Below are 20,922 nucleotides of genomic sequence, written 5' to 3' on the forward strand. Positions count from 1 at the left end.
TATGTCTCAGGCTGCATTGAACACGCGCAACCGCGATGACGAAGAAGAATACGCTTCTTCACGCCGGAGTAATGGAACGCGTCTTGCAGGTATTATTTTCCTGCTCGGGGTGCTGTGCACCGTGTTTATCAGCGGCTGGATGGTCCTGGGCTGGATGGAAGATGCGCAGCGGTTGCCACTTTCTAAGCTGGTGCTTACCGGTGAGCGCCACTACACGCGTAACGATGATATTCGCCAGTCAATTCTGGCGCTGGGATCGCCCGGCACCTTTATGACTCAGGACGTCAATATTATCCAGAGCCAGATTGAACGTCTGCCATGGATAAAACAGGCGAGTGTAAGAAAGCAATGGCCTGATGAATTGAAGATTCATCTGGTTGAATATGTGCCCATTGCGCGTTGGAATGATCAGCACATGGTTGACGTAGACGGAAATTCCTTCAGCGTCCCGGCCGATCGTGTCAACAAGCAAAATTTACCGATGTTGTATGGCCCTGAAGGCAGCGAAAATGAAGTATTACAGGGTTTTCGCGAAATGGGTCAGGTGCTGGCGAAGGACAGGTTTACGCTAAAAGATGCTGCAATGACGGCGCGCCGTTCCTGGCAGCTGACGTTAACGAACGGCATTAAGCTCAACCTTGGTCGCGGGGACACAATGAAGCGTCTGGCGCGTTTTGTAGAACTTTACCCGGTTTTACAGCAGCAGGCACAGACTGACGGCAAACGGATAAGCTACGTTGATTTGCGCTATGACTCAGGCGCAGCAGTCGGTTGGGAACCGGCTCCGGTCGAGGAACCTAATCAGCAACAGAATCAGGCACAGGTACAGGCAGAACAACAATGATCAAGGCGACGGACAGAAAACTGGTAGTTGGACTGGAGATTGGCACCGCGAAGGTTGCCGCTTTAGTAGGGGAAGTTCTGCCCGACGGTATGGTCAATATCATTGGCGTAGGCAGTTGCCCGTCCCGTGGTATGGATAAAGGTGGGGTAAACGATCTTGAATCGGTGGTGAAATGCGTCCAGCGCGCCATCGATCAGGCTGAATTGATGGCAGATTGCCAGATTTCTTCTGTCTATCTGGCCCTTTCTGGTAAGCACATTAGCTGCCAGAACGAAATCGGCATGGTGCCGATTTCCGAAGAAGAAGTGACGCAGGAAGACGTTGAAAACGTTGTGCATACGGCGAAGTCCGTGCGCGTGCGCGATGAGCATCGCGTGCTGCATGTGATCCCGCAGGAATATGCGATTGACTACCAGGAAGGGATTAAGAATCCGGTCGGTCTTTCTGGCGTACGTATGCAGGCAAAAGTGCACCTGATCACATGTCACAACGATATGGCGAAGAACATTGTAAAAGCCGTTGAACGTTGTGGCCTGAAAGTTGACCAACTTATTTTCGCTGGTCTGGCGGCAAGTTATTCCGTGCTGACCGAAGACGAACGTGAACTGGGCGTCTGTGTGGTCGATATTGGTGGTGGTACAATGGACATGGCCGTCTATACCGGCGGTGCGCTGCGCCACACCAAAGTGATCCCTTATGCCGGGAACGTGGTGACCAGCGATATTGCTTACGCTTTTGGTACGCCACCGAGCGATGCAGAAGCGATTAAAGTGCGCCATGGCTGTGCGCTGGGTTCTATCGTTGGCAAAGATGAGAGCGTTGAAGTGCCAAGCGTCGGTGGTCGTCCACCGCGCAGCCTGCAGCGCCAGACGTTGGCAGAGGTGATTGAGCCGCGCTATACCGAGCTGCTCAACCTGGTCAACGAAGAAATTTTACAGTTACAGGAACAGCTTCGTCAGCAGGGTGTTAAACATCATCTTGCAGCGGGGATTGTATTAACCGGCGGTGCAGCGCAAATTGAAGGTCTTGCGGCCTGTGCACAGCGCGTGTTCCATACGCAAGTGCGTATTGGCGCGCCGCTGAATATCACCGGTTTAACGGATTATGCTCAGGAGCCGTATTATTCAACGGCAGTGGGCCTGCTCCACTACGGGAAGGAATCTCATCTCAGTGGTGAAGCAGAAGTGGAAAAACGCGTCTCAGTGGGGTCGTGGGTCAAACGACTGAACAACTGGTTGCGAAAAGAGTTTTAATTTTTTTAAGAGACCGGAGAGAATTAGCGGTCTCGGGCGACAGGCACAACGGAGAGAGAAATTATGTTTGAACCTATGGAACTGACCAACGACGCGGTGATTAAAGTCATCGGCGTCGGTGGCGGCGGCGGTAACGCCGTAGAGCATATGGTGCGTGAACGCATCGAAGGTGTTGAATTCTTTGCAGTTAACACCGATGCACAGGCACTGCGTAAGACGGCTGTAGGCCAGACTATCCAGATCGGCGGTGGTATCACCAAAGGGCTGGGAGCGGGCGCTAACCCGGAAGTGGGTCGCAACGCGGCTGAAGAAGATCGTGAAGCGCTGCGCGCTGCACTGGAAGGTGCGGACATGGTCTTCATCGCAGCAGGTATGGGTGGCGGTACGGGTACCGGCGCAGCACCTGTTGTGGCTGAAGTGGCTAAAGATTTAGGTATCCTGACCGTTGCTGTCGTGACCAAGCCTTTCAATTTTGAAGGCAAGAAGCGTATGGCCTTTGCGGAGCAGGGCATCACCGAGTTGTCCAAGCATGTGGACTCCTTGATCACTATCCCGAACGACAAGCTGTTGAAAGTTCTGGGGCGCGGTATCTCTCTGCTGGACGCTTTCGGTGCAGCAAACGACGTGCTGAAAGGTGCGGTGCAGGGTATCGCTGAACTGATTACCCGTCCTGGCCTGATGAACGTTGACTTTGCTGACGTTCGCACCGTGATGTCCGAAATGGGCTACGCGATGATGGGCTCTGGTGTGGCGAGCGGTGAAGACCGTGCAGAAGAAGCGGCTGAAATGGCTATCTCTTCTCCGCTGCTGGAAGATATCGATCTGTCTGGTGCGCGCGGCGTGCTGGTCAACATTACCGCTGGCTTTGACCTGCGTCTGGATGAGTTCGAAACCGTGGGTAATACCATCCGTGCGTTCGCCTCTGACAACGCTACCGTGGTAATCGGTACTTCTCTTGACCCTGAAATGAACGACGAACTGCGTGTGACTGTTGTTGCGACCGGTATCGGCATGGACAAACGTCCTGAGATCACCCTGGTGACCAACAAACAGACTCAGCAACCGGTAATGGATCGTTACCAGCAGCACGGTATGTCTCCTCTGACTCAGGAGCAGAAACCGGCCGCGAAAGTGGTGAACGACCCAACGCCGCAAACGGCGAAAGAGCCAGATTATCTGGACATCCCGGCGTTCCTGCGTAAGCAAGCTGACTAAGAATTGGCTGGAATTTGGGGATTTGCGCTCTTTGTGCTAAACTGGCCCACCGTTAGTGATATACACTCTCGGTTGGATAGTTAATTTGGCGAGATTATACGATGATCAAACAAAGGACACTTAAACGTATCGTTCAGGCGACGGGTGTCGGTTTACATACCGGCAAGAAAGTCACACTGACGTTACGCCCTGCGCCGGCCAATACCGGGGTCATCTATCGTCGCACCGACTTGAATCCACCGGTAGATTTTCCGGCCGATGCCAAATCTGTGCGTGATACTATGCTCTGTACTTGTCTGGTGAACGAGCATGACGTGCGGATTTCTACCGTAGAGCACCTGAACGCCGCCCTGGCGGGTCTGGGTATCGACAACATTATTGTTGAAGTCGATGCGCCAGAAATCCCGATTATGGATGGCAGTGCTGCTCCGTTCGTTTATCTGTTGCTGGATGCCGGCATCGAAGAACTGAACTGCGCGAAGAAATTTGTTCGCATTAAAGAGACCGTTCGCGTCGAAGATGGCGACAAATGGGCTGAATTCACACCGTACAATGGTTTCTCGTTGGACTTTACCATCGACTTTAACCATCCGGCGATTGATGCAAGCACCCAGCGCTATGCGATGAACTTCTCTGCCGATGCGTTTATGCGTCAGATCAGCCGAGCCCGTACATTTGGCTTCATGCGCGATATCGAATATCTGCAGTCCCGCGGCCTGTGCCTGGGCGGCAGCTTCGATTGTGCCATCGTTGTTGACGATTATCGCGTGCTGAACGAAGACGGCCTCCGTTTCGAAGATGAATTCGTTCGTCACAAAATGCTGGACGCTATTGGCGACCTGTTCATGTGTGGTCACAACATCATTGGTGCATTTACCGCGTTCAAATCCGGTCATGCACTGAACAACAAACTGTTGCAGGCCGTCCTGGCAAAACAGGAAGCCTGGGAATACGTGACCTTCGAAGACGAAGCTGAACTGCCGCTGGCTTTCAAAGCGCCAAGCATGGTTCTGGCGTAACGGTTCAAACCGTTTCGTAAAAAATCGACTGGTTAACCTGGTACTCTCTCCGACCAGGAAGACCAGTCGTTTTTATTTTTGCCCTTCTTTACTCACCCCAGCCTTATCTCTTGTTTGCCTTGCACAGAAAATGTGTGCGTTAGCTGCATTCTTGACCGTTTTTCCCCGCGGCGGCACCTCATTCCTGCTGATGTGTATTGGCTTTAGTGGTAATATCTGGGCGCTTAAAAGAATAACTGAATTCAGCCTGTATCAGGCTGGCTTATGTGGTGGAGCAAGTGAGCGGAATACTGACGCGCTGGCGACAATTTGGCAGACGTTACTTCTGGCCGCATCTCTTATTAGGGATGGTCGCGGCGAGTTTCGGCTTGCCTGCGCTCAGCAACAGTGCCGAAGCGGCGACGCCAGCGAAGACCTCCACAACCAAACACGATCTCAACACGCGGGTTAATTTTACTAACCTCGCGTGGCTTGAAGCCAATCGCCGCCCGAATTTCTCCGTTGATTACTGGCACCAGCACGCTATCCGCACGGTTATTCGCCATCTGTCATTTGCGATGGCACCGCAGGCCATGCCTGTTGCTGAAGAGACGCTGCCGGTGCAGGCGCAGCATCTTGCCCTGCTGGACACGCTTAACGCGCTGCTCACGCAGGACAGCCAGCCGCCGGTCATGGTTCGCCAGACTGCGCAACGTGCACTCGTTTCTCCAGCCTCTTTCTCTGTTTCAACATGGATTAGCCAGGCTCACGGCATTCGCGCCGGGCCTCAGCGCCTCAGCTAAATTAACTTTTTCAATACCTTAATTTATCTGCCCACGATGGGGCGTTTGAGAATTTATTATGCTAATCAAATTATTAACAAAAGTTTTTGGTAGTCGTAACGATCGTACCCTGCGCCGTATGCGCAAAGCCGTTGCCGTTATCAACGGTATGGAACCGGCGATGGAGAAGCTCTCTGATGACGAGCTGAAAGCGAAAACGGCAGAATTCCGTGCCCGTCTGGAAAAAGGCGAAACCTTAGAAAGCCTGATCCCGGAAGCTTTCGCCGTCGTGCGTGAAGCGAGTAAGCGTGTATTCGGCATGCGTCACTTCGACGTTCAGCTGCTGGGTGGTATGGTGCTCAACGAGCGCTGCATCGCGGAAATGCGTACTGGTGAAGGTAAAACCCTGACCGCAACGCTGCCGGCATACCTGAACGCCCTGACCGGTAAAGGCGTTCACGTTGTTACCGTCAACGACTATCTGGCACAGCGTGACGCCGAAAACAACCGCCCACTGTTCGAATTCCTGGGAATGACCGTGGGCATCAACATGTCCGGTCTGCCTGCGCCAGCCAAACGTGACGCGTATAACGCGGATATCACCTACGGCACTAACAACGAATACGGCTTTGACTACCTGCGTGACAACATGGCGTTCAGCCCTGAAGAACGTGTACAGCGTAAGCTGCACTATGCGCTGGTGGATGAGGTGGACTCCATCCTGATCGATGAAGCACGTACCCCGCTGATCATCTCCGGCCCGGCTGAAGACAGCTCCGAGATGTACCGCAAAGTCGACAAAATCATTCCGCACCTGCTGCGCCAGGAGAAAGAAGACTCTGACACCTTCCAGGGTGAAGGTCACTTCTCCGTAGATGAAAAAGCGCGTCAGGTGAACCTGACTGAACGCGGTCTGGTTCAGATTGAAGAACTGCTGGTTGCTGAAGGCATCATGGAAGAGGGCGAGTCTCTGTATTCCCCGAGCAACATCATGCTGATGCACCACGTGACCGCTGCGCTGCGCGCTCATGCGCTGTTCACCCGCGATGTTGACTACATTGTGAAAGATGGCGAAGTGATCATCGTTGATGAACACACCGGCCGTACCATGCAGGGTCGTCGCTGGTCTGATGGTCTGCACCAGGCGGTTGAAGCCAAAGAAGGTGTTGATATTCAAAACGAAAACCAGACGCTTGCGTCTATTACCTTCCAGAACTACTTCCGTCTGTACGAGAAGCTGGCGGGCATGACCGGTACGGCAGATACCGAAGCGTTTGAATTCAGCTCCATCTACAAGCTGGATACCGTGGTCGTTCCAACCAACCGTCCAATGATCCGTAAGGATATGCCGGACCTGGTTTACATGACCGAAGCGGAAAAAATTCAGGCGATCATCGAAGATATTCGCGAGCGTACCGCGAACGGCCAGCCGGTGCTGGTGGGGACCATCTCGATTGAGAAATCTGAAGTGGTTTCTAACGAGCTGACCAAAGCGGGCATCAAGCACAACGTGCTGAACGCCAAATTCCACGCCAAAGAGGCGGACATTGTTGCGCAAGCAGGTTATCCGGGTGCCGTGACCATCGCCACCAACATGGCGGGTCGTGGTACCGATATTATGCTGGGCGGTAGCTGGCAGGCCGAAGTGGCAGAGCTGGAAAACCCAACCCCAGAACAGATTGCACAGATCAAAGCTGACTGGCAGGTTCGTCATGACGCAGTACTGGCGTCGGGCGGTCTGCACATCATTGGTACCGAGCGCCACGAATCTCGTCGTATCGATAACCAGCTGCGTGGTCGTGCGGGTCGTCAGGGTGATGCCGGTTCCTCCCGCTTCTACCTGTCGATGGAAGATGCGCTGATGCGTATTTTCGCCTCCGACCGTGTGTCCGGCATGATGCGCAAGCTGGGGATGAAGCCGGGCGAAGCCATTGAGCACCCGTGGGTCACTAAAGCGATCGCTAACGCACAGCGTAAAGTCGAAAGCCGTAACTTTGATATCCGTAAGCAGCTGCTGGAATATGATGATGTAGCTAACGATCAGCGTCGCGCGATTTACACCCAGCGTAACGAACTGCTGGATGTGTCCGACGTGAGTGAAACCATCAACAGCATCCGCGAAGATGTATTTAAAGCCACTATCGACGCGCATATTCCACCGCAGTCTCTGGAAGAGATGTGGGATATCGAAGGCCTGCAGGAACGTCTGAAAAACGACTTTGACCTTGAACTGCCAATCAAAGAGTGGCTGGACAAAGAGCCTGAGCTGCACGAAGAGACGCTGCGCGAGCGTATCTTTGAAACTGCGCTGGACGTTTACAAGCGTAAGGAAGAGGTCGTTGGCGCTGAGATGATGCGTCACTTCGAAAAAGGCGTGATGCTGCAGACGCTGGACTCCCTGTGGAAAGAGCACCTGGCGGCGATGGACTACCTGCGTCAGGGTATCCACCTGCGTGGCTATGCGCAGAAAGATCCGAAGCAGGAGTACAAGCGTGAATCCTTCTCCATGTTTGCGGCTATGCTGGAATCGCTGAAGTATGAAGTGATCAGCACCCTGAGCAAAGTTCAGGTGCGCATGCCGGAAGAAGTGGAAGCGATGGAGCAACAGCGTCGTGAAGAAGCTGAGCGTCTGGCACAGATGCAACAGCTGAGCCACCAGACGGACGACAGCGAAGCCGCAGCGGCGATCGCGGCACAGACCGGCGATCGTAAAGTGGGTCGTAACGATCCGTGCCCATGCGGTTCCGGTAAAAAATATAAGGCGTGCCACGGCCGTCTGAGCTAAGACGTTAACAAATCGAAAAGGCGCAGAAATCTGCGCCTTTTTTATGGACGTGACAATATGAAAATACTGCAAATTGCCGTCGGGATTATTCGCAACCCGCAAAACCAAATCTTCATTACCCAGCGCGCCGCCGACGCCCATATGGCGAACAAATGGGAGTTTCCTGGCGGAAAGATCGAGTCAGGTGAAACGCCGGAAGAGGCGCTGGTTCGTGAACTTCAGGAAGAAGTGGGAATTACCCCGCTTGGCGCAACGCTGTTTGATAAGCTCGAATATCAGTTTCCGGACAGGCACATCACGCTGTGGTTCTGGCTGGTGGAAAACTGGGAAGGCGAGCCCTGGGGAAAAGAGGGACAACCGGGTAACTGGGTTGAACTTCAGGCAAGCGATGCCGAAAAATTCCCGCCAGCTAATGAGCCTGTGATCCTGAGGTTAGTCGCACAACCGTAGGCCTGCTAAGCGAAGCGCCAGCAGGCTTTACAGATTACTGCTGGCTCTCACTCCAGTCATCGCTATCCGAGAGATCGCCTTCGCTTGGAATGCGTTTCTCTTCCGCCGCCCATTCGCCCAGGTCAATGAGCTGACAGCGTTTACAGCAAAATGGGCGGAACGGACTTACTTCGCCCCAGACAACGGTTTTGCCACAGGTTGGGCAGTTTACGGTGGTGACATCAGACATCGGCACTCCTTAACAACAGGCCAGTTCAAAATCGAGACGTTCCGGCACGGTGCCATTTTCACTATCCAGCGGCATAAAGCGAATCGCAAAACGACTCTTATGCCCGGAAATCTGTGGGTAAAGCTGTTCGCCAAGCGATAAATTCAGTCGCAGAAGATCGGCATCATCACCGTTATCCTGGTAGAAGCCATTCAGGCTGGTTTGCTTGCGGAACGGGGCTGAGTTACGGATCAAATCGAGGATCAGCGACAGCGTCTGGTGCATTGGTTCCAGGCTTGCCAGCCAGCTGTTCACTTGCGCATCGCGCTGGGCCTGCGGCATATGTAGCCATACATGCAGCGTCGGCAGGTCGAAGCTACAGCAGCCGCCAGGAATGCTCAGGCGCTGGCGCACCAGGCCAATCAGGCGGTCTTCACGCAAAAACTGCCCGACGCGCGGCGCGGCCATCAGGATGCTGCTGTTATTTTTAAGCTGCTGGCGAAGGGAGTCGATGCGGCTTACGTCTACCCCCGGAACTTCAGCCCATGCCTGCAGCTTACGCTGCTGGCGCTCCAGCTCTTTGAGCAATTCTGTGCGGACATCGCCGCGTTCAATCACATCCAGCAGATCGCCAACGTTGCGGAAGAAGTGCAGCGCCGTAGCATGATCGTTAACCGGCAGATGTTGTGAAAGCTGTTGAATAAGGAATTCGATGCGCAGCCAGGTACGCATTTTTTCGTTGAGCGGATGCTCAAAAAGGATGTGTGTCGACATTATGGTTTTTCCTGTGCAACGGCCTGCGCGGCGAACGTCAGATACTGCGCGTGCAGACGGGCAACATCCGATGCTATGGCATCTGGTGCGCCGTTATTATCAATGACATCATCCGCAACGGCAAGGCGCTGAGCGCGCGTGGCCTGAGCGGCAAGAATTTGTTCAGCATGTTCACGCGAGACGCGATCGCGCGTCATGGTTCGCTGGATTTGCGTTTCGGGAGAGACATCAATCACCAGCACTCTGTCAGCTTTCTTCTGTAGCTGATTTTCCACCAGCAACGGAACCACCCACAACACATAGGGTGAGCGAGCCGCGGCAATCTGACGCTGAGTTTCCTGGTGGATAATGGGGTGGAGCAGGGCATTAAGCCAGCGCTTTTCCGCAGAATCAGCAAAAATGCGCTCACGAAGCTGGCGGCGATTAAGCGTGCCATCCGCATTGATGATGGACTGACCAAAATGTGCTTCGATGGCATTTAGCGCGGGTGTATCAGGTTCTACCACCTGACGGGCAATGATATCGGCATCAATAATCGTGATGCCCAGACGAGAGAACGCGTCAGCAACGGTACTTTTGCCACTACCGATGCCGCCGGTTAATGCAACGATATACCCCATTAAATCAAATCCTGGGAATTATTCATTATTAAAATCAGTTGATTAAAACTCTTAGATGCGCCAGCAACTGTTTGACCCTGTTTACCGGCTTTTTACCAGGTAAATTTATAGGATTGTAGCGTAAAAAAAGAGAATTTCGCAGTCTTGCGGAGCAGGTATTAGTGCGTATGATAGCGTCACTGGAGTTGTGCTTTTAACATATTTGCCTCTAACCCCAGGAATCCGCACATGCGTATCGAAGAAGATCTGAAGTTAGGTTTCAAAGACGTTCTCATCCGCCCTAAACGCTCTACACTGAAAAGTCGCTCAGACGTTGAACTCGAACGTCAATTCACCTTTAAGCATTCCGGTCAGACCTGGTCTGGCGTGCCGATCATCGCTGCCAACATGGATACTGTGGGAACCTTTGAGATGGCAACCTCCCTGGCACAGTTCGACATTCTCACCGCCGTGCACAAACATTACAGCCCTGAAGAGTGGAATGCGTTTGTTGCGTCCGCCTCTGCTGATGTGGTGAAGCATGTGATGGTCTCCACCGGTACCTCCGATGCAGACTTCGAGAAGACCAAACAGATCCTGAATGCTAACCCGGCACTCAACTTCGTCTGTATTGATGTGGCGAATGGTTACTCCGAACACTTCGTGCAGTTCGTCAGCAAGGCGCGTGAGGCCTGGCCGACGAAAACCATCATCGCGGGTAACGTGGTGACCGGCGAAATGTGTGAAGAGCTGATCCTTTCCGGTGCAGATATCGTGAAGGTCGGCATTGGCCCGGGTTCCGTGTGCACCACGCGCGTCAAAACCGGCGTCGGTTATCCGCAACTTTCCGCGGTCATTGAATGTGCCGATGCGGCGCACGGACTGGGCGGACAGATTATCAGCGACGGTGGTTGCACCATGCCGGGTGATGTCGCCAAGGCCTTCGGCGGCGGCGCGGACTTCGTGATGCTCGGCGGCATGCTGGCAGGTCACGAAGAGAGCGGTGGTACCGTGGTTGAAGAGAATGGCGAGAAATTTATGCTGTTCTACGGAATGAGCTCTGAATCGGCAATGACCCGTCACGTCGGTGGCGTGGCAAAATACCGTGCGGCAGAAGGCAAAACCGTCAAGCTGCCCCTGCGCGGTCCGGTCGAAAACACCGCGCGCGATATACTCGGTGGCTTGCGCTCCGCCTGCACCTACGTGGGTGCATCCCGTCTGAAAGAGCTCACGAAACGCACGACGTTTATTCGCGTTCAGGAACAGGAAAACCGCGTATTCAATAGCCTGTAATGGCTTCGCTGGCGCATGGTCGTGCGCCAGCCCTTCATCACTGTTTCAGCACTATCCCGCGCTCATCGCATCCCCCAGATGGAAAATCGGCAAATACATTGCCACGACCAGCGTGCCGATGATGACCCCTGTCACAATCAGAAGTACTGGCTCCAGAAGTGCCGCCAGGTTATCTGCCCGTTGAAGAGTTTGTTCCGTGTGATGCCGGGCAAGGTTTGCCAGCATAACGTCCAGCGCGCCTGACATTTCGCCGGTGCGTAAAAGCTGGATACACAGCGGAGTAAAGATTGTCGCTTTCTGAAAGGATGACCAGACGGGGATGCCTTTTTCAATCTCCTCCCGAACGCTGCGGAGTATTTCCTGCCAGTAGCGGCTTTCAACGGTTTCCTCTGCACTTTCCAGTCCCTGTAAAAAGGCGATACCCGCCTGCTGCGTGAGCGACAGCACGGTAAAAATTTGTCCCATTTTTTGGCCTTTTGCCAGCGACCCCATCACTGGCGTATGCAGCAGGATGCGCTGCCAGCGGGGATTCTCTCGCAGCGCCCAGGCGGCAGCGCAGGGCACCAATAACACGGCGAACAACGCGAGGGCATATGACTGCATAAACGCCGCCATATCCATAACCTGTTGTGTTAACCAGGGGAGCGGAGCGTTAAACGTTTTGTAGATCGCGGCAAACTCGGGCAAGACCAGGGTGACCATCGCCAGCACGACGAGTACGGCCAGCGTCAGAACGATCGCCGGGTAGCGCAGCGCCTTTTTTACTTTCGCACTGAGCTGTTGCTGCGCTTTTTGTTGCTGAGCGAGCTGGCGGCAGCACTCCTCCAGCTTTCCCGTAAGCTCACCGGTCTTCACCATCGAGACATGCAGTGGGCTAAAAACCGCTGGCCACTTTTTTAGCGACTCAGAAAAGGGACATCCTTCACTGAGCTCATCGGCAATGCTTTGCAGCAGCGCCTGCCACGGTTTTAACGGATGCTGGTCTGCCAGCATTTGCAGGCTATGGGACAAAGTCAGCCCAGCCTGCAGAAGCGTGGCGAGCTGGCGAAACATCTCATAGCAGTGATGTGGCCGCCAGCGGTGTCGCTGCGCGCATCGGGTCAGCGTCAGAGGATGAAGATCGCTACGCATCAACCTGACGAAGGCCGCATTGCGGTCTGTAGCCCAGAGTGTCCCGTTTCTAGGTTCTCCTTCCTGGGTGAGCGCTCGCCAGCGCCAGAGCTGATTAGCTGCCATCGGGCATGCCCAGAACGCGAAACAGCTCTTCAATTGTGGTCAGCCCATGTTCAACGGCCATGCAGCCGTGCTCGAAAAGAGAAACCATTCCCGCCTGCCGGGCGCTCGCCTCTATCACTTCTGTTCCCGCCCCGCTGGCAATGGCCTGCCGCAGAGCGTTGTCGATCGCGAGCACTTCAAAAATGGCCACCCGGCCATAAAACCCGTGATAGCAACGTTCGCAGCCGGTGGGCTGCCAGCGCGGAAGCGGCCTGCGCCATACGGAGCGAGGTAACTGAGCGTGCTCGCTGGCTTCCCGGCGACAGTGTGGACACAGACGCCGGACCAGCCGCTGGGCTATCACCATCGAGAGTGCGGAAGATATCATCCAGCGAGCCACGCCCATCTGTTCCAGGCGAGTCAGGGCTTCCGTTGTCGAGTTGGTGTGCAGCGTCGACAACACAAGATGCCCGGTCTGCGCGGCATTAATGGCAATTCCGGCAGTTTCACCGTCGCGAATTTCGCCGACCATAATGATGTCCGGATCCTGGCGCAGCAGCGCCCTTAGCACGCTCTGGAATGTTAAACCCGCCCGGGGGTTAATCTGCGTCTGGTTTAATCCCGCAAGGGGGATCTCAATCGGATCCTCCACGCTGCAGATATTGACCTCAGGGGTGTTACGCGCCTGCAGCGCGCTGTACAGAGTCACGGTTTTGCCGCTGCCGGTCGGGCCGGTAACCAGAATCAGCCCCTGCGGCCGATGGAGTACCTCATTAAAACCGGCCAGCTGTTCAGCGCTCATGCCGAGCGCTTTCGGTTCAAGCGCCTGCTGAACCTGATGAAGAAGACGCAGCACTATTTTCTCGCCACCGCTGCAGGGAAGCGTGGCAATCCGAAAGGAGACCGGCTCGTTTGCCAGCTCAATCGTAAACTGGCCATCCTGGGGTAAACGGCGTTCTGCAATATCCAGGTTACCCAGCACCTTTAAGCGTGCGCTGAACTGGCTTGCCAGTGAGGCAGAAAGGGGAGGCTGCGGGCAGAGCACGCCGTCGATACGTAAACGGATCTGGCACGCATGCTCCATCGGTTCGATATGAATGTCGGATGCGCGCTGGTTTATTGCCTGCTGCAGCGTGTGGTTGAGCATATCCACCGTGGAGTGAGTTTGCGAAACAACGGGCAGATGCGATTGCGACATGAGCTGCCGGTGTTTTTCCATGCGTTCAGCGCTCCAGCACTCGATATCAATCCGTTTCTGAGTCGCGAAACGCAGGGCCTCCATGAGTTCAGTCGCGGGGTTTCCCACGACGGCGATGCTTATCATGTCACTGTCGCTGGTAAGCAGCAGGGCATGATGGCGCAGACAAAGTGCCATAAGCCGATCGGTATTCATTAGCCGCTCCTCAGTTATTGTCGAAGCGGAAAACGTCTTCGCAGGCCTGTTTGAGCTCGCCGCCGTTACTGATATTGCAGCTGCGTTTCCAGCCCGTCATGCCGTTGCCGCTGCTCCATTGGGGTGTCATAACCACCTCCAGCCCGTTAAGACTCTCCTGGCCCGTTAATGACACGACGCCCTGCGTCACGCTCATTCCCGAGATATAACGCGTTGTCGTTGGGGAGGGGATGCCGTTACTGCCACCGTCACAGCTTGTCACGCCGCCGTGATCCAGCGCGCACAGCTCAATGGCCGTACGATAAGGCACGAACGTTTGCAACATATCGGTCAGCGCCGCTTTGCGCAGATAGTTCTGATAGGCGGGTACGCCGATGGCGCTCAGAATCGCAATAATGCCAATAACCACCATCAGCTCAATGAGAGTGAATCCGTGTTGTCTGTCCATATCTGCTCCTTACGTTAAGTGGCGCTACTCTGTCAGCGCGAAAGGGCAGAAACGAGGGGCAAAAATGGGAACGAGAAGAGGTCTTCAGAAGATTCATTCAGCGTTGCAGGGAAGAACAACGGCGTTGCGAGCGGGGCTGCAATTCCCCTCTCCGGGCGAAGAGGGGAGGAATCACTACTTAAAACGCATCGAGAGGTCGAGGGCGCGAACGTGTTTGGTCAGCGCCCCAACGGAAATGTAGTCCACGCCCGTCTCGGCGAATTCACGGATCGTTTCGAAGGTGACATTCCCGGACACTTCGAGCTGCGCCTGGCCGTTGGTTAGCTTAACCGCCTCGCGCATCTGCTCCGTTTCGAAGTTATCGAGCATGATGATATCGGCCCCGGCCTTAATTGCCTGCTCCAGCTCTTCCAGGCTTTCGACTTCCACCTCAACGGGCACATCCGGGTGCAGCCAGAAGGCTTTCTCAACCGCCTGACGCACGGAGCCGGAAGCAATAATGTGGTTCTCTTTAATCAGGAAGGCGTCGGATAATCCCAGGCGATGGTTTGCGCCACCGCCGCAGAGTACCGCGTATTTCAGCGCCGTACGCAGGCCCGGCAGCGTTTTACGGGTGTCCAGCAGCTGGGTACGGGTGCCGGCCAGCAGGTCAACGTAGCGGCGCACCTCACTTGCCACCCCGGACAAGGTCTGGACGAAGTTGAGCGCGGTTCGTTCACCGGTAAGTAGCACGCGGGACGGGCCGTTCAGTTCAAACAGCGGCTGGTTCGCCGTAATCTCATCGCCGTCTTCAACGTGCCAGACGATCTGCACATCATCACCCGCCAGCTGGGTAAAGACCTCTTCAACCCAACGCTTGCCGCAAAAAACGCCATCTTCACGGGTGATAATCACCGCGTGAGAGCGTGACTCTGTTGGCAATAATTGTGCGGTAATATCCTTTTCGGCATTAACGTCCCCGCCCAGGTCTTCTTTCAAAGCATGGGCGACGCTTGCCGGGATATCCATGTTAATACGTTCCAGAAGCGCTTCACGTCGGTGGTCGGGGTTGTAGCGGCGAGGCGGCATGATAAAACTCCAAATTGGTAACGAATCATAATATTGAAACATGCTACTCTGAACCGAGTAACAGCACCATACATAAGGAGTTCCAGCATGTTGTTAGAAAACGGATGGCTGGTGGATGCGCGGCACGTGCCCTCGCCGCACCACGATTGCCGCCCGGAGGATGAAAAGCCCACACTGCTGGTTGTTCATAATATTAGTCTCCCGCCGGGTGAGTTTGGCGGTCCGTGGATTGATGCGTTATTCACGGGAACGATTGATCCCGATGCTCATCCTTTCTTCGCTGAGATTGCGCATCTGCGCGTGTCGGCACACTGTCTGATCCGTCGTGATGGCGAGATCGTTCAGTACGTTCCTTTTGATAAGCGTGCCTGGCATGCGGGAGCCTCACTGTATCAGGGACGCGAACGCTGTAATGATTTCTCCGTCGGGATTGAACTGGAAGGCACTGATATCACACCCTATACCGATGCTCAGTACCAACAGCTGGTAGCGGTAACCCAAACGCTGATCGGCCTGTACCCCGCGATGGCAGAAAATATCACGGGACACAGCGATATTGCTCCGGTGAGAAAAACCGATCCCGGTCCGGCATTCGACTGGGGGCGGTTTCGTACTATGCTTGCCGCTGCGTCAAATAAGGAGATCACATGACGTTGTTTACCATGCTGCTGGTTATCATCGCTGAACGCCTGTTCAAACTCGGCGAGCACTGGCATCTGGATCACCGGCTGGAGGTGATTTTCCGCCGAATTAAGCACTTTTCTATGCTGCGTACGCTGCTGATGATGGCTGGAGTGATGGTCATTACGTTCCTGCTGCTGCGCTCGCTGTACGGCCTGTTTTTCAACGTGCCGCTGCTGGTGGTGTGGATCCTGCTCGGTGTCCTTTGCATTGGCGCGGGGAAGGTGCGTTTGCACTATCACGCTTATCTTAAAGCCGCTTCCCGTGACGATGCCCACGCGCGCGGTGCCATGGCGAGCGAACTAACGATGATCCACGGCGTGCCGCCGGATTGCGATGAGCGCGAGTTCCTGCGCGAGCTGCAAAACGCGCTGCTGTGGATTAACTTCCGTTACTACCTTGCACCGCTGTTCTGGTTTGTGGTGGGAGGTCCGTGGGGGCCGGTCTTGCTGATGGGGTATGCTTTTCTTCGTGCCTGGCAGACCTGGCTTGCCCGTTATCTGACGCCGCATGAACGCTTGCTGTCCGGGATTGATGCCATCCTGCACGTGCTCGACTGGCTTCCGGTTCGTCTGGTGGGCGTGGTGTATGCATTAATTGGTCACGGTGAAAAAGCGCTGCCCGCATGGTTCGCTTCTCTTGCCGACCGCCATACCTCGCAGTACCAGGTGTTAACGCGTCTGGCGCAGTTCTCTCTGGCGCGCGAGCCGCATACCGACAAGGTTGCAACGCCGAAAGCCGCCGTCTCAATGGCGAAGAAGACCTCGTTTGTCGTGGTGGTTGTGGTGGCACTGCTGACCATTTACGGCACGCTGGTGTAAGCCAGCGCGCCGCAGCGGTTAAAGCGTATCCGCAGGCGGGATGCCGAAATCAGGCATCCCGCTTTCGTTCCAGAGGACTCGCTTCAGGCGGGTATGACGGTTCGGATCGTAAAGCGGATCGCCTTCAATTTCGGTGTAATTTCTTGCGTGATACACCAGCACATCTTCCCCTTCTGGCGTCTTTGTGAAGCTGTTATGGCCCGGCCCATACTGGCGGTTTTCATAGCTGGTGGCGAACACCGGACGCGGAGATTTGTGCCAGTTCTCCGGGTTTTGCGGATCGGCGTTGATGTCTATCCACAGCAGCCCCATGCAGTAGTTCTCATCGGTGGCGCTGGCAGAATAGCTGATGAACAGCTTATCACCGTGGAACAGTACCGCCGGGCCTTCGTTGACCAGAAAGCCACGGCACTCCCAGTCATACTCAGGCTTGCTGAGCATGACTGGCTCGCCCTTAAGCGTCCACGGGTTCTCCATTTCACATAGATACAGGTTGGAGTTTCCGGCGATATCCGGCGCTTTTTGCGCCCACAGATACCAGCGTTTCCCCTGATGAACAAAGGTGGTGGCGTCCAGGGCGAAGGTGTCGAACGGCGTTTTTATTTGCCCTTTTTCGAGCCAGGTTCCGGTGAGCGGATCGCTGTCGGCGCACTCCAGCGCAAACATGCGGTGCTGGAACATCCCAAGTTTATCAAGCGCCTGCGTGTGCGTGGCCGCAAAATAGATATACCACTTGCCGTCGATATGATGCAGCTCCGGCGCCCAGATAAGCTGACTCATCGGGCCGGTCTCGGGTTTTCGCCAGACCACCACCTCTTCAGCGCTGCGTAGCCCTTCCAGCGACTCCGCGCGGCGGATTTCGAGCCTGTCGTACTGCGGCACAGAGGCGATAAAATAGTATTGCCCTTCGTGGTGCAAAATATACGGATCGGCGCGTTGTTCAATAAACGGGTTTGGCCAGGTTTGCATTCGGCTTTCCTTATTTTGTCTCAGCGGCGCTGAGTTCCTGATACTCGTTCAGCTCGCGATAGTTAATGCGACGCTTCTCCAGGTCTTCCTGAATCCGCTTCATCGTCTCTCGGTCAACCTTCAGCAGACGCACCACGCCCGCGGTAATGAGGTACCCAACGCCCGGGATGACGGTAAACAGCAGGACAATGCCGTTGATGGCGTCCGCGCTTTGCGCTTTTGCCCCGGCGTCGTAGCCGTACCAGGAGAGCAGGAAGCCGACCATTGCACCGGCAATCGCCAGCCCAAGCTTCAGGAAGAAGATATTGCCGGAGAAGCTGATCCCGGTGATGCGTTTCCCGGTTTTCCACTCGCCGTAGTCATCCACGTCGGCCATCAGCGACCAGTGCAGCGGAGACGGGATTTGATGCAGGATATTCAGCAGGAAGTAGAGCACCACAATGGTGACGGTGGCCTTCGGGTCGAAGAAGTAAAAGGCGGTTGAGAAGATCGCCAGCACGATGTTGGTCCAGAAGAAAACCTTCAGCTTACACCAGCGGTCGGTCAGCACTTTCGCCAGCATGCTGCCGAGCATCATGCCCACCACGCCCAGGCTGATAAACAGGGTCGCGAAGTGGGTGCTCTGGCCCATCACCCATGTCACGTAATACATGGTGGCCGCCATGCGGATAAAGCCGGGGCAGACGTTGCACAGGGTCAGGAGCAGAATGCGCACCCACTGGTCGTTTTTCCACACGTCCTTCAGGTCGTTTTTCAGCTGGTCATTGGTCTGAACCGCCGGGCGCACGCGCTCGCGCACGGTGGCGAAGCAGAACAGGAACATACAGGTTCCAATCAGCGCCAGCACGGTCATCGCCATCTGGTAGCCTTTGGCTTTGTTATCTCCCCCGAACCAGTCGGCCATCGGCAGCAGCGTCAGCGACAGCAGCAGCGTGGCAATGCCGACCAGCACGAAGCGATATGACTGGCAGGCAACGCGCTCTTTGGGATCGTTGGTAATCACCCCGCCCAGCGAGCAGTAGGGAATGTTGATAGCCGTGTAGGTCAGCGACAGCAGGAAATAGGTGACAAACGCATAGATAACTTTGCTGTTATAGCTCCAGTCAGGCGTGGTGAACATCAGGATGCTGAACAGCGCGTAGGGAAGGGCAATCCACAGTAGCCATGGACGAAACCGACCATATTTGCTGCGGGTACGGTCGGCAATCGCGCCCATGATTGGGTCCGTTACGGCGTCAATCACGCGCACAGAGAGCAGCAGTACGCCCACCAGCGCAGGTGCCAGACCAAAAATATCGGTATAAAAATAGTTAACAAACAGCATGATGGCGCCAAAGATGATGTTGCAACCTGCATCGCCCATCCCATAGCCGATCTTTTCTTTTACTGACAGTTTAGCGTTATCCATAGACTGCTCTCCGGGTTACGGTATGGAGAGAATTATTTGCTGGCAAAGGAATATATGCGTTGCAGTATCAGGGCGGTGATATGGATAAAAGCGCTGTGGACGTGAAAGTGTGAGGGAGGTAACAACGTGCGGTACCCGCAAAAGCAGGTACCGCAGAGGGAGGCTTAGTGGGCCTTCATGGCATTACGGCTTTTCTGGCTGAACATATAGCCGACGCCAAGCACGGCAATCCAGACCGGAATCAGGTACACAGAAATCGCCATACCCGGGGTGATCAGCATGATTACCAGCACGGCCGCCATGAACAGCAGGCAAATCCAGTTACCCAGCGGATAGAGCAGGGCAGGGAAGCGCGTGGTAACGCCCTGCTGCTGTTTCGCGCGACGGAACTTGATGTGCGCCAGGCTGATCATCGCCCAGTTGATGACCAGGGCAGAGACTACCAGCGCCATCAGCAGGCCAAACGCCGATTCCGGCGCCATGTAGTTAATGAGTACGCACAGCGCGGTCACGATCGCCGAAACGATAATGGTATTTACCGGCACGCCGCGTTTATCAACGTTGAGCAGCGCTTTCGGCGCGTTACCCTGCTGCGCCAGGCCGAACAGCATACGGCTGTTGCAGTACACGCAGCTGTTGTAAACGGACAGGGCCGCCGTCAGGACGACAACGTTGAGCGCATTCGCCACGACGGTATCGCCCAGTTCGTGGAAGATCAGCACAAACGGGCTGGTATCGGCGGTGACGCGCGTCCACGGCAGCAGGGAGAGCAGCACGGCCAGCGAACCCACATAAAAGATCAGGATACGGTAGATAACCTGGTTAGTGGCTTTTGGAATGCTCTGCTCCGGGTTGTCAGCTTCAGCGGCCGTAATGCCCACCAGCTCCAGACCGCCGAAGGAGAACATGATAATTGCCATCATCATCACCAGGCCCGTCATGCCGTGAGGCAGGAAGCCACCCTGTTCCCAAAGGTTGCGAACGGTTGCCTGCGGGCCGCCGTTGCCGCTGAACAGCAGCCAGCCGCCAAAGATGATCATCGCCACCACGGCAATGACCTTAATGATGGCGAACCAGAACTCCATTTCACCGAACACTTTTACGTTAGTCAGGTTAATGGCGTTAATAATGACGAAGAAAGCCGCTGCGGAGGCCCAGGTTGGGATCTCGGGATACCAGAACTGAATGTATTTCCCGACGGCGGTAAGCTCGGCCATGGCAACCAGTACGTACAGCACCCAGTAGTTCCAGCCTGAGGCGAAACCGGCGAAACTGCCCCAGTACTTATAGGCAAAGTGGCTAAAGGAGCCTGCCACCGGCTCTTCCACGACCATTTCACCTAACTGACGCATAATCAGAAACGCGATAAAGCCCGCGATTGCGTATCCCAGAATAATGCCCGGACCGGCTGACTGAATAACGGATGCGCTACCCAGAAAGAGACCGGTTCCGATGGCACCGCCCAGTGCGATGAGCTGAATATGGCGGTTTTTTAGCCCGCGCTTTAGCTGATCGCCGTGCTGTTGAGCTTCCATTTGAAACCTCGTGTGTGGTTGTTATGTTCACGCTGAGCGTGTGTAATTATGAATATCCGTTTTCTGTATTTATTTCTTTACGGTTAATAAGACCGAAAAAAGCGGAGATGACTTCCGTAAGCGCAAGAATAGTGGTAAGTGCCTGCGAATGCACCTGCTTTATGACGCACGGATGACGACTTG

20 protein-coding genes are annotated in these 20,922 nt (G+C 54.9%); 10 read left to right on the forward strand and 10 right to left on the reverse strand.

Going from position 1 to position 20,922, the window contains the following annotated elements; genetic code table 11:
• Window position 1 precedes the first annotated feature (1 nt).
• The 7 genes from ftsQ (at window position 2) to mutT (ending at window position 8,327) form a co-directional block, all read left to right on the forward strand.
• Window positions 2–844 (forward strand): cell division protein FtsQ, encoded by an 843-nt coding sequence (ftsQ, locus tag ABR39_RS07135; protein WP_047346353.1) that lies wholly within the window; start codon window positions 2–4, stop codon window positions 842–844.
• Window positions 841–2,097, forward strand: a complete 1,257-nt coding sequence (gene ftsA, locus ABR39_RS07140) for a cell division protein FtsA (protein WP_006173845.1) — start codon at window positions 841–843, stop codon at window positions 2,095–2,097. The genes ftsQ and ftsA overlap by 4 nt, the downstream gene beginning before the upstream one ends.
• 63 nt (window positions 2,098–2,160) lie before the next feature.
• On the forward strand, window positions 2,161–3,312 hold the full coding sequence (ftsZ, locus tag ABR39_RS07145; RefSeq protein WP_008501978.1) for a cell division protein FtsZ: 1,152 nt from the start codon (window positions 2,161–2,163) through the stop codon (window positions 3,310–3,312).
• A gap of 101 nt (window positions 3,313–3,413) precedes the next feature.
• Complete coding sequence (gene lpxC, locus ABR39_RS07150; protein ID WP_047346354.1) at window positions 3,414–4,331, forward strand: UDP-3-O-acyl-N-acetylglucosamine deacetylase; 918 nt, start codon at window positions 3,414–3,416, stop codon at window positions 4,329–4,331.
• 278 nt (window positions 4,332–4,609) lie between these two features.
• Entirely contained in the window at window positions 4,610–5,113 is a 504-nt protein-coding gene (secM, locus tag ABR39_RS07155; RefSeq protein ID WP_072250578.1) for a secA translation cis-regulator SecM, read from the forward strand.
• A gap of 58 nt (window positions 5,114–5,171) precedes the next feature.
• On the forward strand, window positions 5,172–7,877 hold the full coding sequence (secA, locus tag ABR39_RS07160) for a preprotein translocase subunit SecA (RefSeq protein ID WP_047346355.1): 2,706 nt from the start codon (window positions 5,172–5,174) through the stop codon (window positions 7,875–7,877).
• Window positions 7,878–7,934: 57 nt separating this feature from the next.
• The gene (gene mutT / locus ABR39_RS07165; protein WP_023310403.1) at window positions 7,935–8,327 is read left to right on the forward strand and encodes an 8-oxo-dGTP diphosphatase MutT; all 393 of its coding nucleotides are present in this window, start codon (window positions 7,935–7,937) and stop codon (window positions 8,325–8,327) included.
• Window positions 8,328–8,361: 34 nt separating this feature from the next.
• Here mutT and yacG read toward each other — a convergent pair whose 3' ends face one another.
• The 3 genes from yacG to coaE are packed head-to-tail and all read right to left on the reverse strand — an operon-like array spanning window position 8,362 to window position 9,929.
• Entirely contained in the window at window positions 8,362–8,556 is a 195-nt protein-coding gene (gene yacG / locus ABR39_RS07170) for a DNA gyrase inhibitor YacG (protein ID WP_028015516.1), read from the reverse strand.
• A gap of 9 nt (window positions 8,557–8,565) precedes the next feature.
• Window positions 8,566–9,309 (reverse strand): cell division protein ZapD, encoded by a 744-nt coding sequence (zapD, locus tag ABR39_RS07175; RefSeq protein WP_047346356.1) that lies wholly within the window; start codon window positions 9,307–9,309, stop codon window positions 8,566–8,568.
• Entirely contained in the window at window positions 9,309–9,929 is a 621-nt protein-coding gene (gene coaE / locus ABR39_RS07180; RefSeq protein ID WP_047346357.1) for a dephospho-CoA kinase, read from the reverse strand. The genes zapD and coaE overlap by 1 nt, the downstream gene beginning before the upstream one ends.
• 228 nt (window positions 9,930–10,157) lie before the next feature.
• On the opposite strand from coaE, the gene ABR39_RS07185 reads away from it, so the two are divergent.
• The gene (locus ABR39_RS07185; protein ID WP_047346358.1) at window positions 10,158–11,201 is read left to right on the forward strand and encodes a GMP reductase; all 1,044 of its coding nucleotides are present in this window, start codon (window positions 10,158–10,160) and stop codon (window positions 11,199–11,201) included.
• A 51-nt stretch (window positions 11,202–11,252) separates the two neighbouring features.
• Here ABR39_RS07185 and hofC read toward each other — a convergent pair whose 3' ends face one another.
• From hofC to nadC, 4 genes are all read right to left on the reverse strand, one after another.
• Window positions 11,253–12,437 (reverse strand): protein transport protein HofC, encoded by a 1,185-nt coding sequence (gene hofC / locus ABR39_RS07190; protein ID WP_047346359.1) that lies wholly within the window; start codon window positions 12,435–12,437, stop codon window positions 11,253–11,255.
• On the reverse strand, window positions 12,427–13,809 hold the full coding sequence (gene gspE / locus ABR39_RS07195; RefSeq protein WP_047346360.1) for a type II secretion system protein GspE: 1,383 nt from the start codon (window positions 13,807–13,809) through the stop codon (window positions 12,427–12,429). The genes hofC and gspE overlap by 11 nt, the downstream gene beginning before the upstream one ends.
• Before the next feature lie 10 nt (window positions 13,810–13,819).
• The gene (gene ppdD, locus ABR39_RS07200; RefSeq protein WP_047346361.1) at window positions 13,820–14,257 is read right to left on the reverse strand and encodes a prepilin peptidase-dependent pilin; all 438 of its coding nucleotides are present in this window, start codon (window positions 14,255–14,257) and stop codon (window positions 13,820–13,822) included.
• Between the two features lie 174 nt (window positions 14,258–14,431).
• Window positions 14,432–15,325, reverse strand: coding sequence for a carboxylating nicotinate-nucleotide diphosphorylase (gene nadC, locus ABR39_RS07205; protein ID WP_047346362.1), 894 nt, complete (start codon window positions 15,323–15,325; stop codon window positions 14,432–14,434).
• Between the two features lie 87 nt (window positions 15,326–15,412).
• Between nadC and ampD the strand changes: the two genes are divergently transcribed.
• On the forward strand, window positions 15,413–15,976 hold the full coding sequence (gene ampD / locus ABR39_RS07210) for a 1,6-anhydro-N-acetylmuramyl-L-alanine amidase AmpD (protein ID WP_047346363.1): 564 nt from the start codon (window positions 15,413–15,415) through the stop codon (window positions 15,974–15,976).
• Window positions 15,973–16,827: a beta-lactamase regulator AmpE gene (gene ampE / locus ABR39_RS07215; RefSeq protein WP_047346364.1), complete on the forward strand. Its 855-nt coding sequence runs from the start codon at window positions 15,973–15,975 to the stop codon at window positions 16,825–16,827. The genes ampD and ampE overlap by 4 nt, the downstream gene beginning before the upstream one ends.
• 18 nt (window positions 16,828–16,845) lie before the next feature.
• Here the strand turns inward: ampE and ABR39_RS07220 are convergent, their stop codons facing one another.
• The 3 genes from ABR39_RS07220 to aroP all read right to left on the reverse strand — a co-directional run bounded on the left by ABR39_RS07220 (window position 16,846) and on the right by aroP (window position 20,739).
• Window positions 16,846–17,796 (reverse strand): glycoside hydrolase family 43 protein, encoded by a 951-nt coding sequence (locus ABR39_RS07220; protein ID WP_047346365.1) that lies wholly within the window; start codon window positions 17,794–17,796, stop codon window positions 16,846–16,848.
• Window positions 17,797–17,806: 10 nt separating this feature from the next.
• Complete coding sequence (locus ABR39_RS07225; protein WP_047346366.1) at window positions 17,807–19,204, reverse strand: glycoside-pentoside-hexuronide (GPH):cation symporter; 1,398 nt, start codon at window positions 19,202–19,204, stop codon at window positions 17,807–17,809.
• Window positions 19,205–19,368: 164 nt separating this feature from the next.
• Complete coding sequence (gene aroP / locus ABR39_RS07230) at window positions 19,369–20,739, reverse strand: aromatic amino acid transporter AroP (protein ID WP_047346367.1); 1,371 nt, start codon at window positions 20,737–20,739, stop codon at window positions 19,369–19,371.
• Between the last annotated feature and the right edge of the window lie 183 nt (window positions 20,740–20,922).

This window comes from Enterobacter genomosp. O, assembly GCF_001022965.1.
Classification (GTDB): domain Bacteria; phylum Pseudomonadota; class Gammaproteobacteria; order Enterobacterales; family Enterobacteriaceae; genus Enterobacter; species Enterobacter cloacae_L.